This window comes from Pseudomonas sp. TYF_14 (assembly GCF_043105275.1).
GTDB classification, from domain to species: domain Bacteria; phylum Pseudomonadota; class Gammaproteobacteria; order Pseudomonadales; family Pseudomonadaceae; genus Aquipseudomonas; species Aquipseudomonas alloputida.
Map to the genome: position 1 here is coordinate 1 of NZ_JBICLK010000089.1, position 18,441 is coordinate 18,441.

At 58.0% G+C, this 18,441-nt stretch carries 18 protein-coding genes and 1 pseudogene; 10 read left to right on the top strand and 9 right to left on the bottom strand.

Features of this window, described 5'->3' with window-relative positions; genetic code table 11:
• The 4 genes and pseudogenes from ACF8O8_RS25455 to bkdR all read right to left on the bottom strand — a co-directional run.
• Window positions 1-164: pseudogene (locus ACF8O8_RS25455) on the bottom strand (IS110 family transposase); the annotation flags it as partial.
• A 78-nt stretch (window positions 165-242) separates the two neighbouring features.
• Window positions 243-1,577: an MFS transporter gene (locus ACF8O8_RS25460; RefSeq protein WP_010955108.1), complete on the bottom strand. Its 1,335-nt coding sequence runs from the start codon at window positions 1,575-1,577 to the stop codon at window positions 243-245.
• 131 nt (window positions 1,578-1,708) lie between these two features.
• Window positions 1,709-2,950, bottom strand: coding sequence for a glutamine synthetase family protein (locus ACF8O8_RS25465; protein WP_392510802.1), 1,242 nt, complete (start codon window positions 2,948-2,950; stop codon window positions 1,709-1,711).
• Between the two features lie 171 nt (window positions 2,951-3,121).
• On the bottom strand, window positions 3,122-3,607 hold the full coding sequence (gene bkdR / locus ACF8O8_RS25470) for a Bkd operon transcriptional regulator BkdR (protein ID WP_003254485.1): 486 nt from the start codon (window positions 3,605-3,607) through the stop codon (window positions 3,122-3,124).
• A 198-nt stretch (window positions 3,608-3,805) separates the two neighbouring features.
• On the opposite strand from bkdR, the gene ACF8O8_RS25475 reads away from it, so the two are divergent.
• The 4 genes from ACF8O8_RS25475 to lpdA are packed head-to-tail and all read left to right on the top strand — an operon-like array spanning window position 3,806 to window position 8,752.
• On the top strand, window positions 3,806-5,038 hold the full coding sequence (locus ACF8O8_RS25475) for a 3-methyl-2-oxobutanoate dehydrogenase (2-methylpropanoyl-transferring) subunit alpha (protein WP_010955110.1): 1,233 nt from the start codon (window positions 3,806-3,808) through the stop codon (window positions 5,036-5,038).
• A 1-nt stretch (window position 5,039) separates the two neighbouring features.
• Entirely contained in the window at window positions 5,040-6,098 is a 1,059-nt protein-coding gene (locus ACF8O8_RS25480; protein WP_012051588.1) for an alpha-ketoacid dehydrogenase subunit beta, read from the top strand.
• Window positions 6,099-7,370 (top strand): dihydrolipoamide acetyltransferase family protein, encoded by a 1,272-nt coding sequence (locus ACF8O8_RS25485; RefSeq protein ID WP_350298153.1) that lies wholly within the window; start codon window positions 6,099-6,101, stop codon window positions 7,368-7,370.
• A gap of 2 nt (window positions 7,371-7,372) precedes the next feature.
• The gene (gene lpdA / locus ACF8O8_RS25490; protein ID WP_350298154.1) at window positions 7,373-8,752 is read left to right on the top strand and encodes a dihydrolipoyl dehydrogenase; all 1,380 of its coding nucleotides are present in this window, start codon (window positions 7,373-7,375) and stop codon (window positions 8,750-8,752) included.
• Window positions 8,753-8,863: 111 nt separating this feature from the next.
• On the opposite strand, the gene ACF8O8_RS25495 is transcribed toward lpdA, so the two are convergent.
• The gene (locus ACF8O8_RS25495) at window positions 8,864-9,862 is read right to left on the bottom strand and encodes a diguanylate cyclase (protein ID WP_010955114.1); all 999 of its coding nucleotides are present in this window, start codon (window positions 9,860-9,862) and stop codon (window positions 8,864-8,866) included.
• A gap of 215 nt (window positions 9,863-10,077) precedes the next feature.
• Here ACF8O8_RS25495 and ACF8O8_RS25500 point away from each other — a divergent pair, with 215 nt between their 5' ends.
• From ACF8O8_RS25500 to ACF8O8_RS25515, 4 genes are all read left to right on the top strand, one after another.
• Window positions 10,078-10,605, top strand: a complete 528-nt coding sequence (locus tag ACF8O8_RS25500) for a hypothetical protein (RefSeq protein WP_010955115.1) — start codon at window positions 10,078-10,080, stop codon at window positions 10,603-10,605.
• Window positions 10,606-10,909: 304 nt separating this feature from the next.
• Window positions 10,910-12,292: an amino acid permease gene (locus ACF8O8_RS25505; RefSeq protein ID WP_010955116.1), complete on the top strand. Its 1,383-nt coding sequence runs from the start codon at window positions 10,910-10,912 to the stop codon at window positions 12,290-12,292.
• 351 nt (window positions 12,293-12,643) lie between these two features.
• Window positions 12,644-14,032: a tyrosine-type recombinase/integrase gene (locus tag ACF8O8_RS25510; protein ID WP_392510682.1), complete on the top strand. Its 1,389-nt coding sequence runs from the start codon at window positions 12,644-12,646 to the stop codon at window positions 14,030-14,032.
• Between the two features lie 83 nt (window positions 14,033-14,115).
• Window positions 14,116-14,298, top strand: a complete 183-nt coding sequence (locus ACF8O8_RS25515; RefSeq protein WP_392510683.1) for a helix-turn-helix transcriptional regulator — start codon at window positions 14,116-14,118, stop codon at window positions 14,296-14,298.
• Between the two features lie 70 nt (window positions 14,299-14,368).
• Here the strand turns inward: ACF8O8_RS25515 and ACF8O8_RS25520 are convergent, their stop codons facing one another.
• From ACF8O8_RS25520 to ACF8O8_RS25530, 3 genes are all read right to left on the bottom strand, one after another.
• Window positions 14,369-14,761, bottom strand: coding sequence for a hypothetical protein (locus tag ACF8O8_RS25520; RefSeq protein ID WP_392510684.1), 393 nt, complete (start codon window positions 14,759-14,761; stop codon window positions 14,369-14,371).
• Window positions 14,762-14,839: 78 nt separating this feature from the next.
• On the bottom strand, window positions 14,840-15,139 hold the full coding sequence (locus tag ACF8O8_RS25525; RefSeq protein WP_392510685.1) for a hypothetical protein: 300 nt from the start codon (window positions 15,137-15,139) through the stop codon (window positions 14,840-14,842).
• Window positions 15,132-15,629 (bottom strand): hypothetical protein, encoded by a 498-nt coding sequence (locus ACF8O8_RS25530; RefSeq protein WP_392510686.1) that lies wholly within the window; start codon window positions 15,627-15,629, stop codon window positions 15,132-15,134. Before ACF8O8_RS25530 ends, ACF8O8_RS25525 begins: the two co-directional genes overlap by 8 nt.
• Window positions 15,630-16,646: 1,017 nt before the next feature.
• Here ACF8O8_RS25530 and ACF8O8_RS25535 point away from each other — a divergent pair.
• Window positions 16,647-17,009: a hypothetical protein gene (locus tag ACF8O8_RS25535; RefSeq protein ID WP_392510687.1), complete on the top strand. Its 363-nt coding sequence runs from the start codon at window positions 16,647-16,649 to the stop codon at window positions 17,007-17,009.
• The gene (locus ACF8O8_RS25540) at window positions 17,006-18,277 is read left to right on the top strand and encodes a relaxase/mobilization nuclease domain-containing protein (RefSeq protein ID WP_392510688.1); all 1,272 of its coding nucleotides are present in this window, start codon (window positions 17,006-17,008) and stop codon (window positions 18,275-18,277) included. Before ACF8O8_RS25535 ends, ACF8O8_RS25540 begins: the two co-directional genes overlap by 4 nt.
• Here ACF8O8_RS25540 and ACF8O8_RS25545 read toward each other — a convergent pair.
• Entirely contained in the window at window positions 18,274-18,441 is a 168-nt protein-coding gene (locus tag ACF8O8_RS25545) for a hypothetical protein (RefSeq protein ID WP_392510689.1), read from the bottom strand. The two genes, ACF8O8_RS25540 and ACF8O8_RS25545, sit on opposite strands and share 4 nt — an antisense overlap.

The window sequence follows — 18,441 nt, forward strand, 5'->3', positions numbered from 1 at the left end:
TGGAACGCTTGGCGGGATTTGATGCGATCTTCGTAGATCACCCGACCAGTAGCGTCCTCGCCTGCTAATTGGAAGACCTGTTTGGCCAGGTCTACGCAGATGGTTGTGCAAAGCTCCACATCAGTGGAAGACAGGGAATCGTGTTTCGAACTATGCTTTTTCATGGTCTCGCCCTCGCTGCCGTTGGCTTCTTCGAACACCACCGTGGCACTGTGATGCCTCGGCGGGGGCGAGTCCATCGATTACACCGACTTGCTGACCTCTTCAGGCGCCTGTTGCTGCGCGCCCTTCTCTTCATCCTCGGTGTCTTCAGCCGCCACCGGCGCCTGCATCACGTCCTGCACCGTCTGCTCATCCACCCGCGGGTCCAGCGCCGCCGACAATGGCGAACCGGCCGCCGGCATCGCCACGTGGCCCAGCGGTGCATCCTGTACCTGATGCAGGCCGGTAACCGCTTTCGGCCGAATGCGCCAGACCAGCACCAGGGCAAAGAATACGAAGAAGGCATACAGCATCTGCGCGCCCAGCACTTTCATCAGAACGCCTGCCGCCAGCGGGCCGACGCATGCACCCACACCGTAGGTCACCAACAGCATCGCCGTCAGCGATACCCGGCGCTCGCTTTCCACGTGGTCATTGGAAAAGGCAACCGCCAGCGGGTACAGGCAGAACTGCAGCAACGAGATCAGGAAGCCGATACCGAACAGCAACTCCAACGGCACACTGGGCAGTATTGCCAATGGCGCAGCCGCCAGCGCCAGCCCCACTGCCACACTCCGAATCAGCACCGCCCGGTCATAACGGTCAGACAACCAGCCCAGCGGCCACTGCACCAGCAGGCCGGCAAAAATGCAGCTACCCATGAACAGACCGATCTGCTCGGTACTCATCCCCTGGCTTGACGCATACAAAGGCGCCAGACCGTAGAACGAGCCGACAATCAGCCCCGAGCCCAAAACCGTACTGAGCGACTGCGGCACGCGCTTGATGAAGAACTTCGGCTCCATCGGTGCCGGGCGCAAGGGCGCCGGGTGAATACGCCGGGTCATCGCCACGGGCACCAGGCACAGGGCAAAGCACATCGCCACCAGCATCAGCAGCTCAGGGCCGAGCTGCGGGTGCACCACCAGAATCAACTGGCCAAGCACCAGCCCCAGGTACGAGGCAATCATGTAGCCGCTGAACACCGCGCCCCGGTGCTTCACATCGGCCTGCTCATTGAGCCAGCTCTCGATGACCATGTATTGGCACATCATCCCCAGGCCGACGATCACGCGCAGCCCGACCCAGGCCGGTAGCCAGCTGGTCAGGCCATGGCCGAGCACCGCAGCGCCGACGATACCGGCACAGGTGGCATAGGCGCGTATGTGCCCTACCCGTCCGATCAGCCGGTGGCCAACCTTGCCGCCAACCGCCAGACCAAAGTAGTTGGCCGCCATCAACGCACCCACCCACAGGCTGTCGACATGGTCGGCAGCCAGGCGCAGGGCCAGGTAGGTGCTGAGCAGGCCCGAGCCGATCAACATCATCAGCGCGGCGAAATACAACGACTGAAACGGCTTCCATACATTTCGCATACGTCCCGTGGAGCTCCCTGGTCAGGTGGCAGTTTTGGGTGCTAGCAGCATAAAGGCAAAACCCGCCTGGCGCAGGCCCCCGATAGCTATTTGGCACTGCGGGGGCGTGCCCGGTGCAGGTTGTGTCGCGCTCAGGCCTGTGCCGCCAGGACCCGGCGCTCCCACGGCGTGATCTCGTCGAAGAAATCGCTCAGCTCAAGGGTCTTGCTGGCAATGTAGCCTTCGATGAACTCGCTGCCGAACAGTTCCCGCGCCAGCGTGCTGCGCTTGAGCCTTTCAAGGGCCGCGTGCAGCGTGCACGGCAGGCTCAGGTGCTCGGGCACTTCGAATTCGCCCTGGATGGCCGGCGATGGCTGCAAGCGCTGCTCGATGCCATGCAGCCCGGCGGCCAGGCTGGCTGCAATGGCCAGGTAGGGGTTGGCATCGGCGCCAGGCAGGCGGTTTTCCACCAGTCGCGCGACCGGCGCACTGGCCGGAATGCGCAAGCCAGCGGCGCGATTGTCCTCGGACCAGCACGCATTGTTCGGCGAGGCATAGGGGTGGCACAGGCGCTGGTAGGAGTTGACGTTGGGTGCGAACAGGGCGGTGAAGTCGGCCATGCACGCCTGCAACCCGCCGATGAAATGGTGGAAGGTTTCTGTCGGCAGGCCTTGCTCGTCACTGAATACGTTACGGCCGCTGCCGGCCTCGACCAGGCTCTGGTGAATGTGCATGGAACTGCCGGGCGTACGCGCCAGCGGCTTGGCCATGCAGACCACGGTCAGCCCGTGCTTGAGCGCCACTTCCTTGAGCAGGTGCTTGAACAGGAAGGTCTGGTCGGCCAACTGCAGCGGGTCGCCGTGCAGCAGGTTGATCTCGAACTGGCTGACACCCATTTCGTGCATGAAGGTGTCACGTGGCAGGCCGAGCGCGGCCATGCAGTGGTACACCTCCTTGAAGAACGGGCGCAGGCCGTTGTTGGAACTGACACTGAACGCCGAATGGCCCAGCTCGCGGCGGCCATCGCTGCCTACAGGCGGCAGGAACGGTTGCTGCGGGTCGGTGTTGGGGGCAAAGACGAAGAACTCCAGCTCGGTTGCCACTACCGGCGCCAGGCCCAGTGCCGCATAGCGGGCTATCACGGCCTTCAACTGGCCCCGGGTGGACAGTGCCGAGGGCCGGCCATCCAGCTCGTTGGCATCACAGATGGCCAAGGCGCGGCCGTCATCGCTCCAGGGCAGGCGGTGGACCTGACTGGGTTCGGCCACCAGTGCCAGGTCGCCGTCATCACTGCCGTAGAATTTCGCCGCTGGGTAGCCACCCATGATGCACTGCAGCAGCACACCCCGGGCCATCTGCAGGCGACGGCCTTCGAGGAAGCCTTCGGCGGTCATCACCTTGCCGCGCGGGACGCCGTTGAGGTCGGGGGTGACGCATTCGATTTCATCGATGCCCTGGAGCTGAGCGGTGCTCATGACGCTTGTCCTTGTTGTTGTAGGCTGACAACAACATAGGCTGCGGGTGTTTAAAATATCAAGCAGCCTATAGAGGCCGGCACAGCCCCCCTACTCCCGCAAGGTCATGCCATTGGCCGGCAACGGCAACGCCGTCTTGTAGCGCACCTGCTTCAGGGCAAAACTCGAACGAATATTGGCCACCCCCGGCAAGCGCGTCAGGTAATCGAGAAACCGCTCCAGCGCCTGGATGCTCGGCAGCAGCACCCGCAGCAGGTAATCCGGGTCTCCGGTCATCAGGTAGCACTCCATCACCTCGGGCCGCTCGGCGATCTCTTCTTCAAAACGGTGCAACGACTGCTCCACCTGTTTTTCCAGGCTGACATGGATAAACACATTCACATCCAGCCCCAGCACCTCAGGCGACAGCAAGGTCACCTGCTGGCGGATCACTCCCAGCTCTTCCATGGCCCGCACCCGATTGAAACAAGGCGTGGGCGACAGGTTCACCGAGCGTGCCAGCTCGGCATTGGTGATGCGGGCGTTCTCTTGCAGGCTGTTGAGAATGCCGATATCAGTACGATCGAGTTTGCGCATAAGACAAAATCACCGGTTTTTTGTGTTTATGCGGAATATTTATCTGCCCCGCTCAGCAAAGGCAATCAACTTGAGAGAAAAATTCTCCTGCCGGGCCACTAAGATGTAGGTGACGCTGACTTACCAGTCACAAGCCGGTACTCAGCGGCGGCCGCTTCAGAGCTCACAAAAACAAATACCCGAGCGAGCGTAAAAAGCATGAACGAGTACGCCCCCCTGCGTTTGCATGTGCCCGAGCCCACCGGCCGGCCAGGCTGCCAGACCGATTTTTCCTACCTGCGCCTCAACGATGCAGGTCAAGCCCGTAAACCCGCGATCGATGTCGATGCTGCCGACACTGCCGACCTGTCCTACAGCCTGGTCCGCGTGCTCGACGAGCAAGGCGATGCGCAAGGCCCCTGGGCCGAAGACATCGACCCACAGATCCTCCGCCAAGGCATGCGCGCCATGCTCAAGACGCGGATCTTCGACAGCCGCATGGTGGTTGCCCAGCGCCAGAAGAAGATGTCCTTCTACATGCAAAGCCTGGGCGAAGAAGCCATCGGCAGCGGCCAGGCGCTGGCGCTGAACCGCACCGACATGTGCTTCCCGACCTACCGCCAGCAAAGCATCCTGATGGCCCGCGACGTGTCGCTGGTCGAGATGATCTGCCAACTGCTGTCCAACGAGCGCGACCCCCTCAAGGGCCGCCAGTTGCCGATCATGTATTCGGTGCGCGAAGCCGGCTTCTTCACCATCAGCGGCAACCTGGCGACCCAGTTCGTGCAGGCGGTCGGCTGGGCCATGGCATCGGCGATCAAGGGCGATACCAAGATCGCCTCGGCATGGATCGGTGACGGCGCTACTGCCGAGTCGGACTTCCACACCGCCCTTACCTTTGCCCACGTATACCGCGCCCCGGTCATCCTCAACGTGGTCAACAACCAATGGGCCATTTCCACCTTCCAGGCCATCGCCGGTGGCGAGTCGACCACCTTTGCCGGCCGTGGCGTGGGTTGCGGTATTGCTTCGCTGCGGGTTGACGGCAACGACTTCGTCGCCGTGTACGCTGCCTCGCGCTGGGCGGCCGAGCGCGCCCGCCGCGGCCTGGGCCCAAGCCTGATCGAGTGGGTCACCTACCGTGCCGGCCCGCACTCGACGTCGGACGACCCCTCCAAGTACCGCCCTGCCGACGACTGGAGCCACTTCCCGCTGGGTGACCCGATCGCCCGCCTGAAGCAGCACCTGATCAAGATCGGCCACTGGTCCGAGGAAGAACACCAGGCCGTCACGGCCGAGCTCGAAGCTGCGGTGATTGCCGCACAGAAAGAAGCCGAGCAGTACGGCACCCTGGCCAACGGGCACATCCCGAGCGCCGCCTCGATGTTCGAGGATGTGTACAAGGAAATGCCCGACCACCTGCGCCGTCAACGCCAGGAACTGGGGGTTTGAGATGAACGACCACAACAACAGCATCAACCCGGAAACCGCCATGGCCACCACTACCATGACCATGATCCAGGCCCTGCGCTCGGCCATGGATGTCATGCTTGAGCGCGACGACAATGTGGTGGTGTACGGCCAGGACGTCGGTTACTTCGGCGGCGTGTTCCGCTGCACCGAAGGCCTGCAGAACAAGTACGGCAAATCGCGCGTGTTCGACGCGCCCATCTCCGAGAGCGGCATCGTCGGTACCGCCGTGGGCATGGGTGCCTATGGCCTGCGCCCGGTGGTGGAGATCCAGTTCGCCGACTACTTCTACCCGGCCTCCGACCAGATCGTCTCCGAGCTGGCCCGCCTGCGTTACCGTTCGGCCGGCGAGTTCATTGCCCCGCTGACCCTGCGCATGCCTTGCGGCGGCGGCATCTATGGCGGCCAGACTCACAGCCAGAGCCCGGAAGCGATGTTCACCCAGGTGTGCGGCCTGCGCACCGTGATGCCGTCCAACCCTTATGACGCCAAAGGCCTGTTGATTGCCTCGATCGAATGCGACGACCCGGTAATCTTCCTGGAGCCCAAACGCCTGTACAACGGCCCGTTCGATGGCCACCACGACCGCCCTGTAACCCCGTGGTCGAAGCACCCGCACAGCGCCGTGCCCGACGGTTATTACACCGTACCGCTGGACAAGGCCGCCATTACCCGCCCTGGCAATGACGTGACCGTGCTGACCTACGGCACCACGGTGTACGTGGCCCAGGTGGCCGCCGAAGAAAGCGGCGTCGATGCCGAAGTGATCGACCTGCGCAGCCTGTGGCCGCTGGACCTGGACACTATCGTCGAGTCGGTGAAAAAGACCGGCCGTTGCGTGGTGGTGCACGAGGCCACCCGCACCTGCGGCTTCGGTGCCGAGCTGGTGTCGCTGGTGCAGGAGCACTGCTTCCACCACCTGGAGGCGCCGATCGAACGCGTCACCGGCTGGGACACCCCCTACCCTCACGCACAGGAATGGGCTTACTTCCCAGGCCCTTCGCGGGTAGGTGCGGCACTGAAAAAGGTCATGGAGGTCTGAATGGGCACGCACGTCATCAAGATGCCGGACATTGGCGAAGGCATCGCGCAGGTCGAGTTGGTGGAATGGTTCGTCAAGGTCGGCGACATCATCGCCGAGGACCAGGTGGTGGCCGACGTCATGACCGACAAGGCCACCGTGGAAATCCCCTCGCCGGTCAGCGGCAAGGTGTTGGCCCTGGGTGGCCAGCCCGGGGAAGTGATGGCGGTCGGTAGCGAACTGATCCGCATCGAAGTGGAAGGCAGCGGCAACCATGTGGACGTGCCTCAGCCAAAACCGGTAGAGGCCCCGGCCGCCCCGATTGCAGCCAAGCCGGAACCGCAGAAAGACGTAAAACCCGCCGTGCGCCAGGCGCCCGCCAACCACGAAGCTGCGCCCATCGTGCCGCGCCAGCCGGGCGACAAGCCGCTGGCCTCGCCGGCCGTGCGCAAACGCGCCCTGGACGCCGGTATCGAACTGCGTTATGTGCATGGTAGCGGCCCGGCCGGGCGTATTCTGCACGAAGACCTCGATGCCTTCATGAGCAAGCCGCAAAGCAATGCCGGGCAAGCACCTGATGGTTATGCCAAGCGCACCGACAGCGAGCAGGTTCCAGTGATCGGCCTGCGCCGCAAGATCGCCCAGCGCATGCAGGACGCCAAACGCCGGGTCGCGCACTTCAGTTATGTCGAGGAAATCGACGTCACCGCCCTGGAGGCCCTGCGCCAGCAACTCAACAGCAAGCACGGCGACAGCCGGGGCAAGCTGACCTTGCTGCCATTCCTGGTACGCGCCCTGGTCGTGGCGCTGCGTGACTTCCCGCAGATCAACGCGACCTACGATGACGAAGCGCAGATCATCACCCGCCATGGCGCGGTGCATGTGGGCATTGCCACCCAAGGTGACAACGGCCTGATGGTGCCCGTGCTGCGCCACGCCGAAGCGGGCAGCCTGTGGGCCAATGCCGGCGAGATTTCGCGCCTGGCCAACGCTGCACGTAACAACAAGGCCAGCCGTGAAGAGCTGTCCGGCTCGACCATCACCCTGACCAGCCTTGGCGCCCTGGGTGGCATTGTCAGCACGCCGGTGGTCAACACCCCGGAAGTGGCAATCGTCGGGGTCAACCGCATGGTCGAACGGCCAGTGGTGATCGACGGCCAGATCGTCGTGCGCAAGATGATGAACCTGTCCAGCTCGTTCGACCACCGCGTGGTCGATGGCATGGACGCCGCCCTGTTCATCCAGGCCGTACGTGGCCTGCTCGAACAACCCGCCTGCCTGTTCGTGGAGTGAGCATGCAACAGATTATCCAGACTACCCTGTTGATCATCGGCGGCGGCCCTGGCGGCTATGTAGCAGCCATCCGCGCCGGGCAACTGGGCATTCCTACCGTACTGGTGGAAGGCCAGGCACTGGGCGGCACCTGCCTGAACATCGGCTGCATCCCGTCCAAGGCGCTGATCCACGTGGCCGAGCAGTTTCACCAGGCCTCGCGCTTTACCGAACCCTCGCCGCTGGGCATCAGCGTGGCTTCGCCGCGCCTGGACATCGGCCAGAGCGTCACCTGGAAGGACGGCATTGTCGACCGCCTGACCACAGGTGTTGCCGCTCTGCTGAAAAAGCACGGGGTGAAAGTGGTGCATGGTTGGGCCAAGGTACTGGACGGCAAGCAGGTCGAGGTCGATGGCCAGCGTATCCAGTGCGAGCATCTGTTGCTGGCGACCGGTTCCAGCAGTGTCGAACTGCCTATGCTGCCGCTGGGTGGCCCGGTGATTTCCTCGACCGAAGCCCTGGCGCCGAAAGCCCTGCCGCAACACCTGGTAGTGGTCGGCGGTGGCTATATCGGCCTGGAGCTGGGCATTGCCTATCGCAAGCTGGGTGCACAGGTGAGTGTGGTGGAAGCGCGTGAGCGCATCCTGCCGACCTACGACAGCGAATTGACCGCCCCGGTGGCCGAGTCGCTGAAGAAACTGGGCATAGCGTTGCACCTGGGCCACAGCGTCGAGGGCTACGAAAATGGCTGCCTGCTGGCCAGCGACGGCAAGGGTGGGCAACTGCGCCTTGAGGCCGACCAGGTACTGGTGGCCGTGGGCCGCCGGCCACGCACCAAGGGTTTCAACCTGGAATGCCTGGACCTGAAGATGAACGGCGCCGCCATTGCCATCGACGAGCGCTGTCACACCAGCATGCACAACGTCTGGGCCATCGGCGACGTCGCTGGCGAACCGATGCTGGCGCACCGGGCCATGGCCCAGGGCGAGATGGTCGCCGAAATCATCGCCGGCAAGGCCCGACGCTTTGAACCGACAGCGATTGCCGCCGTGTGCTTTACCGACCCGGAAGTGGTGGTGGTCGGCAAGACCCCGGAACAAGCCAGCCAGCAGGGCCTGGACTGCATCGTCGCGCAGTTCCCGTTTGCCGCCAACGGCCGGGCCATGAGCCTGGAATCGAAAAGCGGTTTCGTGCGGGTGGTGGCGCGCCGTGACAACCACCTGATCGTGGGCTGGCAGGCGGTTGGCGTCGCGGTCTCCGAGCTGTCCACCGCGTTTGCCCAATCGCTGGAGATGGGCGCGTGCCTGGAAGATGTGGCCGGTACCATTCATGCCCACCCAACGCTCGGTGAAGCGGTACAGGAAGCCGCACTGCGCGCCCTGGGCCACGCCTTGCATATCTGACACTGAAGCGGCCGAGGCCGATTTGGCCCGCTGCGCCGAGAGGCGCTGCGGGTCTTTTTTCATTCAGGCCATCTAAGCCTCCAGAGAACCGCACACTCTTTGAGGGGCTAGCTACTCGGCAATTGCGTTCTTGCCTGTCCCCTTGGCCCTGTAGAGCGCCTTGTCGGCACGCGCCAGCAGCGCGTGCTGGTCCTCCCCTTCCCGCCATTGCACCACGCCATAGCTCATGGTCAGCCGGCAGTCACCCACCGGCTCCACCTGCTCCAGCACCTGACGCAAGCGCGCCGCCACATCCAGCGCCTCCCCCAGCGCGGTCTGCGGCAGCACGATGACGAACTCGTCACCGCCCCAGCGCGCCAGCAGGTCCAGTTCGCGCAAGCAGGTGCGCAGGCTTTCGGCCACCCGGACCAGCGCCGCATCGCCACGGGCGTGACCGTAGCGGTCGTTGATCGGCTTGAAATCATCCATGTCCATGGCAATCAGCGACAACGGCTGGCGGAAGCGCTGGGCGCGCTGGCACTCCAGCTGCAACGCGCTCTCCAGCCGGTAACGGTTGGCGACACGGGTCAACGCATCGCGTTCGGCCAATTCACGGTTCTCGTCCAGTTGCCGCTGCAACTGCTGGTTCACCCAGGACAACTCACGGGTGCGTTCGGCCACCTGAAACTCCAGCGACTGGTTCTTCTGTTCCAGTTGAGACACCAAACGCTTGCCAGCGTCGATATTGCGATGCGCACCCAGCATGCGTGCCACGGAACCGTCCTCGTTATGCGCGATGATGTAGCCGCTGTCTTCGATCCAGATGTAGCTGCCGTCCTGACAACGGCAACGGTATTCAATGCGGTAGCGCTCGTTGCGATGATTGATGTAGGCCTCGAAATGGGCCATTACCCGTGGATAGTCTTCGGGATGGATCACGCTTTCCCAGGTAAATACCGAGTTGGCCATGGAGTGGCTGGCATAACCCAGCATGCTGTACCAGCCCGGGTTGCGATAGACGTAACCCGTATTGGCATTCCAGTCCCAGATGCCATCGCTGATCAAATCGAACAAGGTGTGCAATTGCTGTTCACTGAAGCCGGCAGGTACCGGCCTGGTGTCTTGACTCATGGACGCTCTCCCTGATGCCCAGCAACTGCGCTCCGATCAAGGGGCTGCCGACAGTGGTGTTGATTGCCGCGAGCGGCAAGATGATGCCTATCACGGGCAAGCATATGCCCACCCACGTGCAACCGAAATAGTGCCAACGCCCTGATTTCGACCGGCACAGCGCTGGCATGGATTTTGCGCTTGGTACCTGCCAACGAGATTTCCAAGGAGGAAACATGATAATCGCCCCTAACGGCGTCAGCTGGCAGCCCACGCTCCACCAGCCTCGGTACACCAGCGATGAGCAGACAGTGGCCCAGATTGCACCGCTGCGCACGCCAATATCCACCGCCAACACGGCGAGCCAACATCAGAGCGGGGGCAGCACCGCTCAGCAAAACGCAGAGGATGCTCGTGCAGAAGCCTTTGCCAAGTTCAAGGTGATGCTGCAAAACCTAGGTTCTGCGACCACCGAGACGATCATCGGAGAACCCCTGCCGCCCAAGACTGCCCGGCAGGAATTTCACGACTTCATGTCCAAGTCGCCCGGCGAGATGATCAAGGAAAAACTGCTGCGTGAAATCGGCTTGACCGAAGAAGAGTACGACGCCCTGCCGCCCGAAATGAAAGCAAAGGTCGACGAGTTGATCGCCCAGCGCATGAAAGAAGACATCGAGCGCAAGATCGAGGAGAAAGCGCAAGAGCAGGTCGCCAAGGTGGACGGCGGCCTGGATGAAGAGCAACAAGCAGCACGCCCGGTATGAGGGTGTGGCAGCGGCCGGTAAGAATAGCGCCGCGGTTCGTCCAAGGCGCCCCAGCCTGATCGTCGTCCGGTGGCGTCGACGTTCAGGTGGTGCATGGCTTCGTCAACTGCAACGCTACCGGCGCCATCACCGGTCTCAGGAAAAATCGGCAGGATGTTGTGCAGAGAATTCGTTTGAGGTCCTTGGCCTTATTGTCCAGGGTGGCAGGCTGGTAGCTATTTGCCACGCGTGGACGCAGGCGCATGACGATGCCTGCGTAGGGGAACGATGTCGGATCCCCCCTAAAATAAGAGAGGACAAGGAAATGCAATCACACGGTTTGAAGCAAAGCCTCAAGCAGCGGCATATCACCATGATCGCGCTGGGTGGGGTGATCGGTGCAGGGCTGTTCATGGGCTCGGGCTCACTGATCGCATCGGCAGGGCCCGCGGCCATACTGTCGTATTTCATTGGTGGCCTGGTGGTCACCCTGGTCATGTTCATGCTGGGCGAAATGGCCTGCCGCAACCCGGATGCAGGGTCGTTCTCGACCTACGCCAACACCTACCTCGGCGACTGGGCTGGGTTTGCGGTCGGCTGGCTGTACTGGTTCAAGTCGATGATGACCATCACCCTGGAAGCGGTACTGCTGGGCGCCATCCTGCATGACTTCCTGCCCTGGCTACCGATCTGGGCAGGCGCCTTCCTGATGCTGGTGACACTCATGGCCAGCAACGCCTACTCGGTGCGTTCGTTTGCCGAAGTAGAGTATTGGCTGGCCGCGATGAAGGTCGCCACCATCCTTATCTTCATGCTGCTGGGCGTCTCGATCCTGCTCGGCCTGCACAGTGATATTCCCGCCCCAGGCCTGATCAACCTCACCGCCCATGACGGCTTCATGCCCAACGGCCTGTCACCGGTGATGGCCGGCGTTATCGTGGTGATTTTCTCCCTGGGCGGCAGCGAAATTGCCGCTGTGGCCGCGGGTGAATCAGAGAACCCCCGACAGAACGTGATCCGCGCGATCAAGAGCGTGATCCTGCGGGTGATGCTGTTCTATGTAGGTTCCGTGTCGATCCTGATCCTTTGCCTGCCCTGGACCGACAAGGCCAACCTGGCCTCGCCCTATGTTTCACTGTTCAGCCTGGCCGGGTTCGGTGGTGCGGCAGTGGCCATGAAACTGGTGCTGTTCGTCTCGTTCATGTCAGTGATGAACTCGTTCATGTTCTCCAACTCACGCATGCTGTTCTCGCTGAGCCAGCGCGGTCACGCACCCAAGCTGTTCTCACGCACCAGTGCCAAGGGCGTACCGATCAATGCACTGCTGCTGAGCCTGTCGATCTGCACGATGATCCTGACCGTGCACTTTGTCAGTGGCGGCGACCTGTTCATGACCTTGGCCAAGAGTACCGGCAGCCTGGTCATGGTCGTATGGATCTTCATCATCATCGCCCACGTGGCCATGCGCATCAAAACCCGCCACGAAGCGGTCGCCCCAAACGCCTTCCGTGCCTGGCTGTTCCCCTACACCAATATCATTGCGCTGTTCGCCTTGCTGGCAGTCATCGGCACCCAGGCGTTCGACCCGGCATCGCGTTTCCAATTCTGGTTCACGGTGCTGACGGTACTGCTGGTGGTGGCGGGGTACTTCCTGATGCGCCAGCGGCTGGCGTCAAGCGCGGTGTTAGCCCACGAACGTGATGCATGACAGCGCTGGCCACGCGCAGGTGCTGTCAACAGCAGCATGGCGGCAACGAAGACGACGGAGACAAGATGGGAATGACGAGAATGGCGTCCCAGGCAGGAATTGAACCTGCAACCTTCCCCTTAGGAGGGGTAAGATAATGAAAGACAGTGATGGTCAACCTCAGCCAAAGCACCCCAAAATCCAGTGTAATTCGTTGTTCTATATGATTTTTTTAATGGAATGAGTGACAGTCGAGGTCAAGAAGGGACATTGAAGGACGCGAGAAGTAGTTGCTATAGTAGTAACCAGTAGTGACCACTTAGGCGGTGAGAAATGGCAGGGAATACGCAAGACAAGGTAGTGAGAGATCAGATGCTCAAAGGCATGAAGGAGGGCGAGACCCTCACAGAGAGCCTTGCCGGTCGTGGCACTGGCAGCATCTTCTTTAAAAAGGTGGGGACCACAGTCACTGCCTACTACCGCTGGAACCTCAATCGCCAGCCCGGCCAGATCAGCATCGGGAAGTACGCATCAACTGTCAACTCGACCGGCATGCGACTGACGGACATACGCGACGAAGCTAAAAGGCTTGCTCAGATCCTGAAAGAGCACGGCAATCCAAAAGAGTATCTTGCTCGTCAGAAAGCCGAAAAAGAGGCTCAGCTCCAGGCCGAAGCACTGGCCTCAGAATCTCGCTCCAGTCTTGGGACATTCAAAGACCTTCTCGACGATTACGTCGCTGACCTCGATGAGCGGGAGCGAGTGAAAACTACTCAGGTCGCTCGCATGTTCCAAATGCACATCCATGACCATTTCCCCGGCCTTGCAAGCAAGCCGGCGAAGGAAATCACAGAAGAAGACATCTATGACGTTGTGACTGCTGTCATGAAGCGAGCCCCAGCAAATCGCGGCAAAGGCAGAACCACGAAAGCGCCAAAAACAAGCATGCGCTCTACAGCAGACACGCTACACACATATCTGTGCGCTGCTTTCGAGAATGCCAAAACTAGCCAGCACTCACTCAAGCGCAAGCGGAAGCCATCGAAGAAATTCGACATTGTATACAATGTTGCGGCTGCAATCGGCTCTCTCGATGATGTTTACGAAGGCAATACCGAGTCTCTTGAGCAGCACGAAATGGGCGAGCTGCTCAGATACTTAGACACGCTGCCAGAGCGCCACCGCGCCATTGCATTGGCTCCAATTTATTTTGGCGGACAGCGGCTAAAGATGTTGATGGCTCTGGAATGGAAGCACATCGACGATGGCGGGTTCTTCGTCTTCGACTGGAAAGGCAAGCGCTCCAAGCCTCTGCCTCACTTCCTTCCCTGGACCGAAAAAACTCGGGAAATCATGGCACCACTGCTTCAGCTCCAGACCTGCGAAGCGGGGCCGTTCGCAATCGCTGACAAAAATCTGATCACAAGCAACGCTGCGAGCAAGTTTTACAGCAATGCCGGAAAAGAGCTGAGCAAAGCCGGAAAGACCATGAAATTTTCTTGGGAAAACGTTCGCGTCTCAGCCGAAACCTTGATGGCAGGCATCGGCATTGGCCCTGATGTGCGCGCTCACCTCCTGTCACATGGTCGCAGCGGCATTCAGTCGAAGCACTACGACCGGAACACGTACCTCCAAGAGAAAACAGATGCACTGCTGCGCTGGGGTGAGTACCTGGATGAGCTGAAGGCCGGGAAAATCCGCGATGGCATCAGGATCTTCAACATCAAAGAACTGCGTGACGGAGCCGACACAGGCGATTGACAACCCTATTGACAAATCAGAAATTACTTGACCCATGCAAAACCCATTATTATTATCTGCCTTAATAAATCAAGGGAGGCAAAATGGATGCAGTAATTTCTGATCGTTTTTTGAGCATTGCTGACGTAGCAAGAATGCTGGGGGTTTCGAAGCGCACTGTACACAGGCTAGAGAAGCGCGGAATAATTCCCGCAAAGACCAAGCTTAGTCACAAGACTGTGGGCTGGTGGTCTTCGAGGTTCATGGAGTTCCTGAAAACACTCTAGGGCGAGAGGATCGATGATCAAGCGCTTATAAAAAGGCACCGAATGAGGTGCCTTTTTCTTTGGTATCGATTTAGCTTTTTGCAGCTACAGCTCCGGACACGCCTGCTCCAACTGCTGCGCCAGCTCCGGTAACGACAGCAGTACCAACTGCCATTCCACCGCCACCAGCTGCTACCGCCCCACCTCCCAACGCCGCGAGAGATGCGTTGGTGAGAGCAGCACCGGACAGCGTGCTGATCGCCGTACCCGTGCTCGCCGCACCGAGCAATCCGGCAGCTCCAGCTGTTGCAGCAATCGCCGGAGCTGCAACCATGGCGGCACCTCCAGTTACTACGGTCGCAGCGACGACAGCAACGGCTTTACCTGGATTCTCAGAAATCGCATCTACAACATCCCCCAAAAGACCGCCAGCGACGCCTGGAGGGCCAAAGAAGAATTCGTCTAATGAACTGAACAGACCCATAGCGGCTACTCCTTGAATGAGACTTACGACACTGTAGCGGCCATGTGCCACCAAGTGAATAGCTCGTTCGTCACCTGGTCAGAGTTCTCGCCCTACCGGCTTCATCTGCTCCCACTCCTTTTCCTCTGCATCAAGTGCTGGCCGCACTTTGCCAAACCGACACAGCTCATCAATCTCGAAATCATCGTCAAAAAGGCGATCTTGCCGGTAGCTATCGCGCAGACAGAGAAAGACGTACTTGAAGCAGCTTGGGCAAAGCTTAAGGCTGCATTGCTCGCCATCGACTTCACCCTGAACCTGGCCGGCGACTGCCGGAAACTCGCAGACATGGCAGCGCTCAGGCTGCCCTGCTTCTGCTGTTGCCAAAGGCTTATCCATCTTTTTCATCCTCTCTTTTTCCAGCGCTTCCCCATCCGAGGGCTTTCTGGGAATCAGATTCTTTGATGTTCCAGCCGTTAATCGTGTTGATGTTAGGCCTGATCTTCGACCATCTCCTCCAGACTTCATAACCCAGTTGGAGGTTTTCTGGCTTCTGGCATTTTGGGTCTGACTTCACTAGCTCAGCTAAAGATTCTTCGACTGCTTGCAATGCCTCCAGTATTTGATTCTGGTTAAGATATTCTTTTTTCGGAGCTAGCTTCTCTTTGTGACGAGACTCGAAGGTTATGAAATACTGCCCGAGCTTATTAGCAGCTTCGCGGTACGGAAAAAGAATGCGAACTTCGTACTGCTTTCTTTTATCTGCTAGATCTTCATACGCAACAGTGATTAAGCGCTTCTTTTTTTGTCCGTACTCGACTTGATAAAAGCTTACGCTTTTTGCTGACTCTCGTATCCATATGCTCCCCTTCCCTCTTTTCTCTTCCATGCTCGCCTCTTCTTTTTATTATTGGCAACGTTCATTTGCTGCATATTTTTATTATAACATCAATTAAGCACATATATTCATAAGTCAACCATATGAAGGAATATTTTTTTACAGCCTGCGGCTAAGGAGGCCAGCGGAATTGGGTTGGTGGTGCCGAGAGCAAATTCAATACACTCGCAAACATGTGTAATGACTTTGTTCCGCATTTACTGATGATTGCTGGGCTAAATGATGTTTTCGTCAGCCGTTCATTGGCCTGGTGACTACGCCCTCAGGGCGTAACTGAGCAGAAATGTTGGACAGCCGTGGCTGCTTGGTTATCTTGAGTAAGAAACCGGTCTCTGAGAGGATCTGGTGTGAAACTGCATATTCTTTCTGACCTACATAACGAATTCAGCAAGTATGTGCCAGGCCCTGCTGCACATTCGGCAGACGTTGTGGTCGATCTATAGCTTCCAGGTCACCCCCTCTCCCCCACCGCTCTCCCCGCTGGCCGCCTTCAGCGAAGCTGGTAGAGAATCTATCACATAGCGACTTCGTGATATATCACACTAAAAACCTGAGATCCACGTGATATATCACGCATGATAAAACACCAACACGTGATATATCACATAAAACATTATCCACCACGTGATATATCACGAAATAAGTAATCACCTATGTGATATATCACACATACCCTCTTCGAACTCGTGACATATCACGCACCCCCAACAAACTCACGTGACATATCACACAAATGACAACACCAATATGTGATATATCACAAATCATAATCGTGACAGAAAAATATTATAATATCGACCTTGCAATTAAAATATGTCGATATTTAATGTTATAATTAATTTGCAAAGATAAAATCTAAGCCAGCAATGTTTTAAATAATTATCACTATGCCAATATTCATTGGCTCCGTTCAATCATTTAGAACGCTGGCTGCTCACACCCCTTGCGGGGGTTGCGCGGCAAAAAGCAAAAGCAATTCAACCTACAATAATAAGAAGAAGGTTAGTCATGAAAAACAAAAAAAGAGGAAAACCCGCCTTACAAGAGTCGGAGAAAAGAACGAACAAGATTCTGGTTGCCCTTAACGCTGAAGAGTATGAGCGCCTGCTGGCCATCATGGACGAGAAGGGCTTCGACAGTCCCGCCATCTTCCTCCGCAGTTCCGGATTACGCTCCGATTTGCCCCCCAAGGTAGTTCTGCACGCGGACAGGATGGAGGTCTACAAACTACTCTCCTCTTCCGTGAAGGGCCTAGACCTGGCAATAGAGAATGGCTTTCATGCTCAGTCAATCAAGCTCGTTCGTGATCATCTGGTACAGATAGCAAAAGCACTTATTGATGTTGAGAGCGCCCAGGGAGATAAGCAATGATCTCCCGTAAATTTGCTAATGAAAGCGGTTCGTCAAAGACACGTGTTGAGTATGTCTTCGGCAAAGGCCATGAGCATAAATGCGATCAAGTCGAGTTTGTAGGCGGAAACGTCTTCGGCTCAACGCCAGAAGATATTATCGAAGAGCTAGACACCCCTTGCCACCTACGCAAAGCAGCAACTGGCAAAGAAAGTGGCAAGTGCCACATGCACTACATGCTCAGCCTCGCACCTGGCGAGACCCTGCATGTCCACCAGTGGCGTGAAGTTCTCTTCAAAACCATGACGGCACTTGGCTACACCGAAGATCACAAATTTTTCGGTGAACTGCATAAAAACACTGATCACGAACACATGCACATATGTGCAAACCGGATCAGCATGCGCGACTACATGCTGCTATCAGAAAGCAAAGACTACGAGATACTGATGAAAGTCTGTCGAGAAATCGAGCATGAGTACGGCCTGCATGTTGTGCCAATGCCGCACGAGACTTTTGGTGTAAATTTAACTCGCGAAGAAGTCGAGGCATCTCAGAAGACCGGACAGGTGGCGTGGAAGCACAAGCTCATAGCTCGCGTTGCAACAGCCCTTGAGCGCACTCAAGAAAAAGGCGGGAACATGCTTGACTTTATAATGCTGCTCAACAAAGCAGAGATTGGCGTTGAACTTAGAACAGACAAGTCTGGTAGCCCAATCGGGATAAGCTTTAGATTTGAAAAAAAATTAATCTCTGGCCGTAACCTTAAGAGATCAAGATTTACCTGGCAACGCCTTACTAATAGAGAAGGAATTCATTATGACGAATCAATGCTTCAAGAATTACAGAAAATTGTTAGAACAAGAAATGGAGAAGCAAAAGCAGCAGTTGGCCCCGAGCCAACCAGTCACCCAGGACTCTCAGTCAACACGAAAACAAGGCAAAAGGTAAAACAAAGAAACGCATTTGCCATAGTCGTTCACACCGACCGACTCCGTAGAACAGCTATCAGCCGACTTCTGGAGCCGAGCTACTCAAATGGCAACAAGCTCTTCTACGTCTTCAACAACAACGAAAAGCTGAAGAGAAACGAAGTGCAGATGAAGATAATGACTGAAAACGCAATAAAAATGGCAGAGGCTGCACTACGCCTTATCGAATCGATACTCTCGATATTCCGATGCAAATTCGAAGTTGAATATGCCCCAGAAGAAATTGATGGTCTTTTGTACACCCTTGACGAACAGGTGCCGAAAAAACAGCGAAGCCATGATCTCTCACCCGCCTAACCCCGCCGCCCCTGTGGCGGCATCTTCTTGAAGCGATCCAATATCCTCTGCTTTTCAGCCCGCCATTCCCTGTTCAGTTCATCTCGCTCTTCATCCGTCAGATTGCGCAACTGATCAATCTTATCCTGCTGTCGCTTGGCCTTCTCCTCTTCCAGACCTTTCAC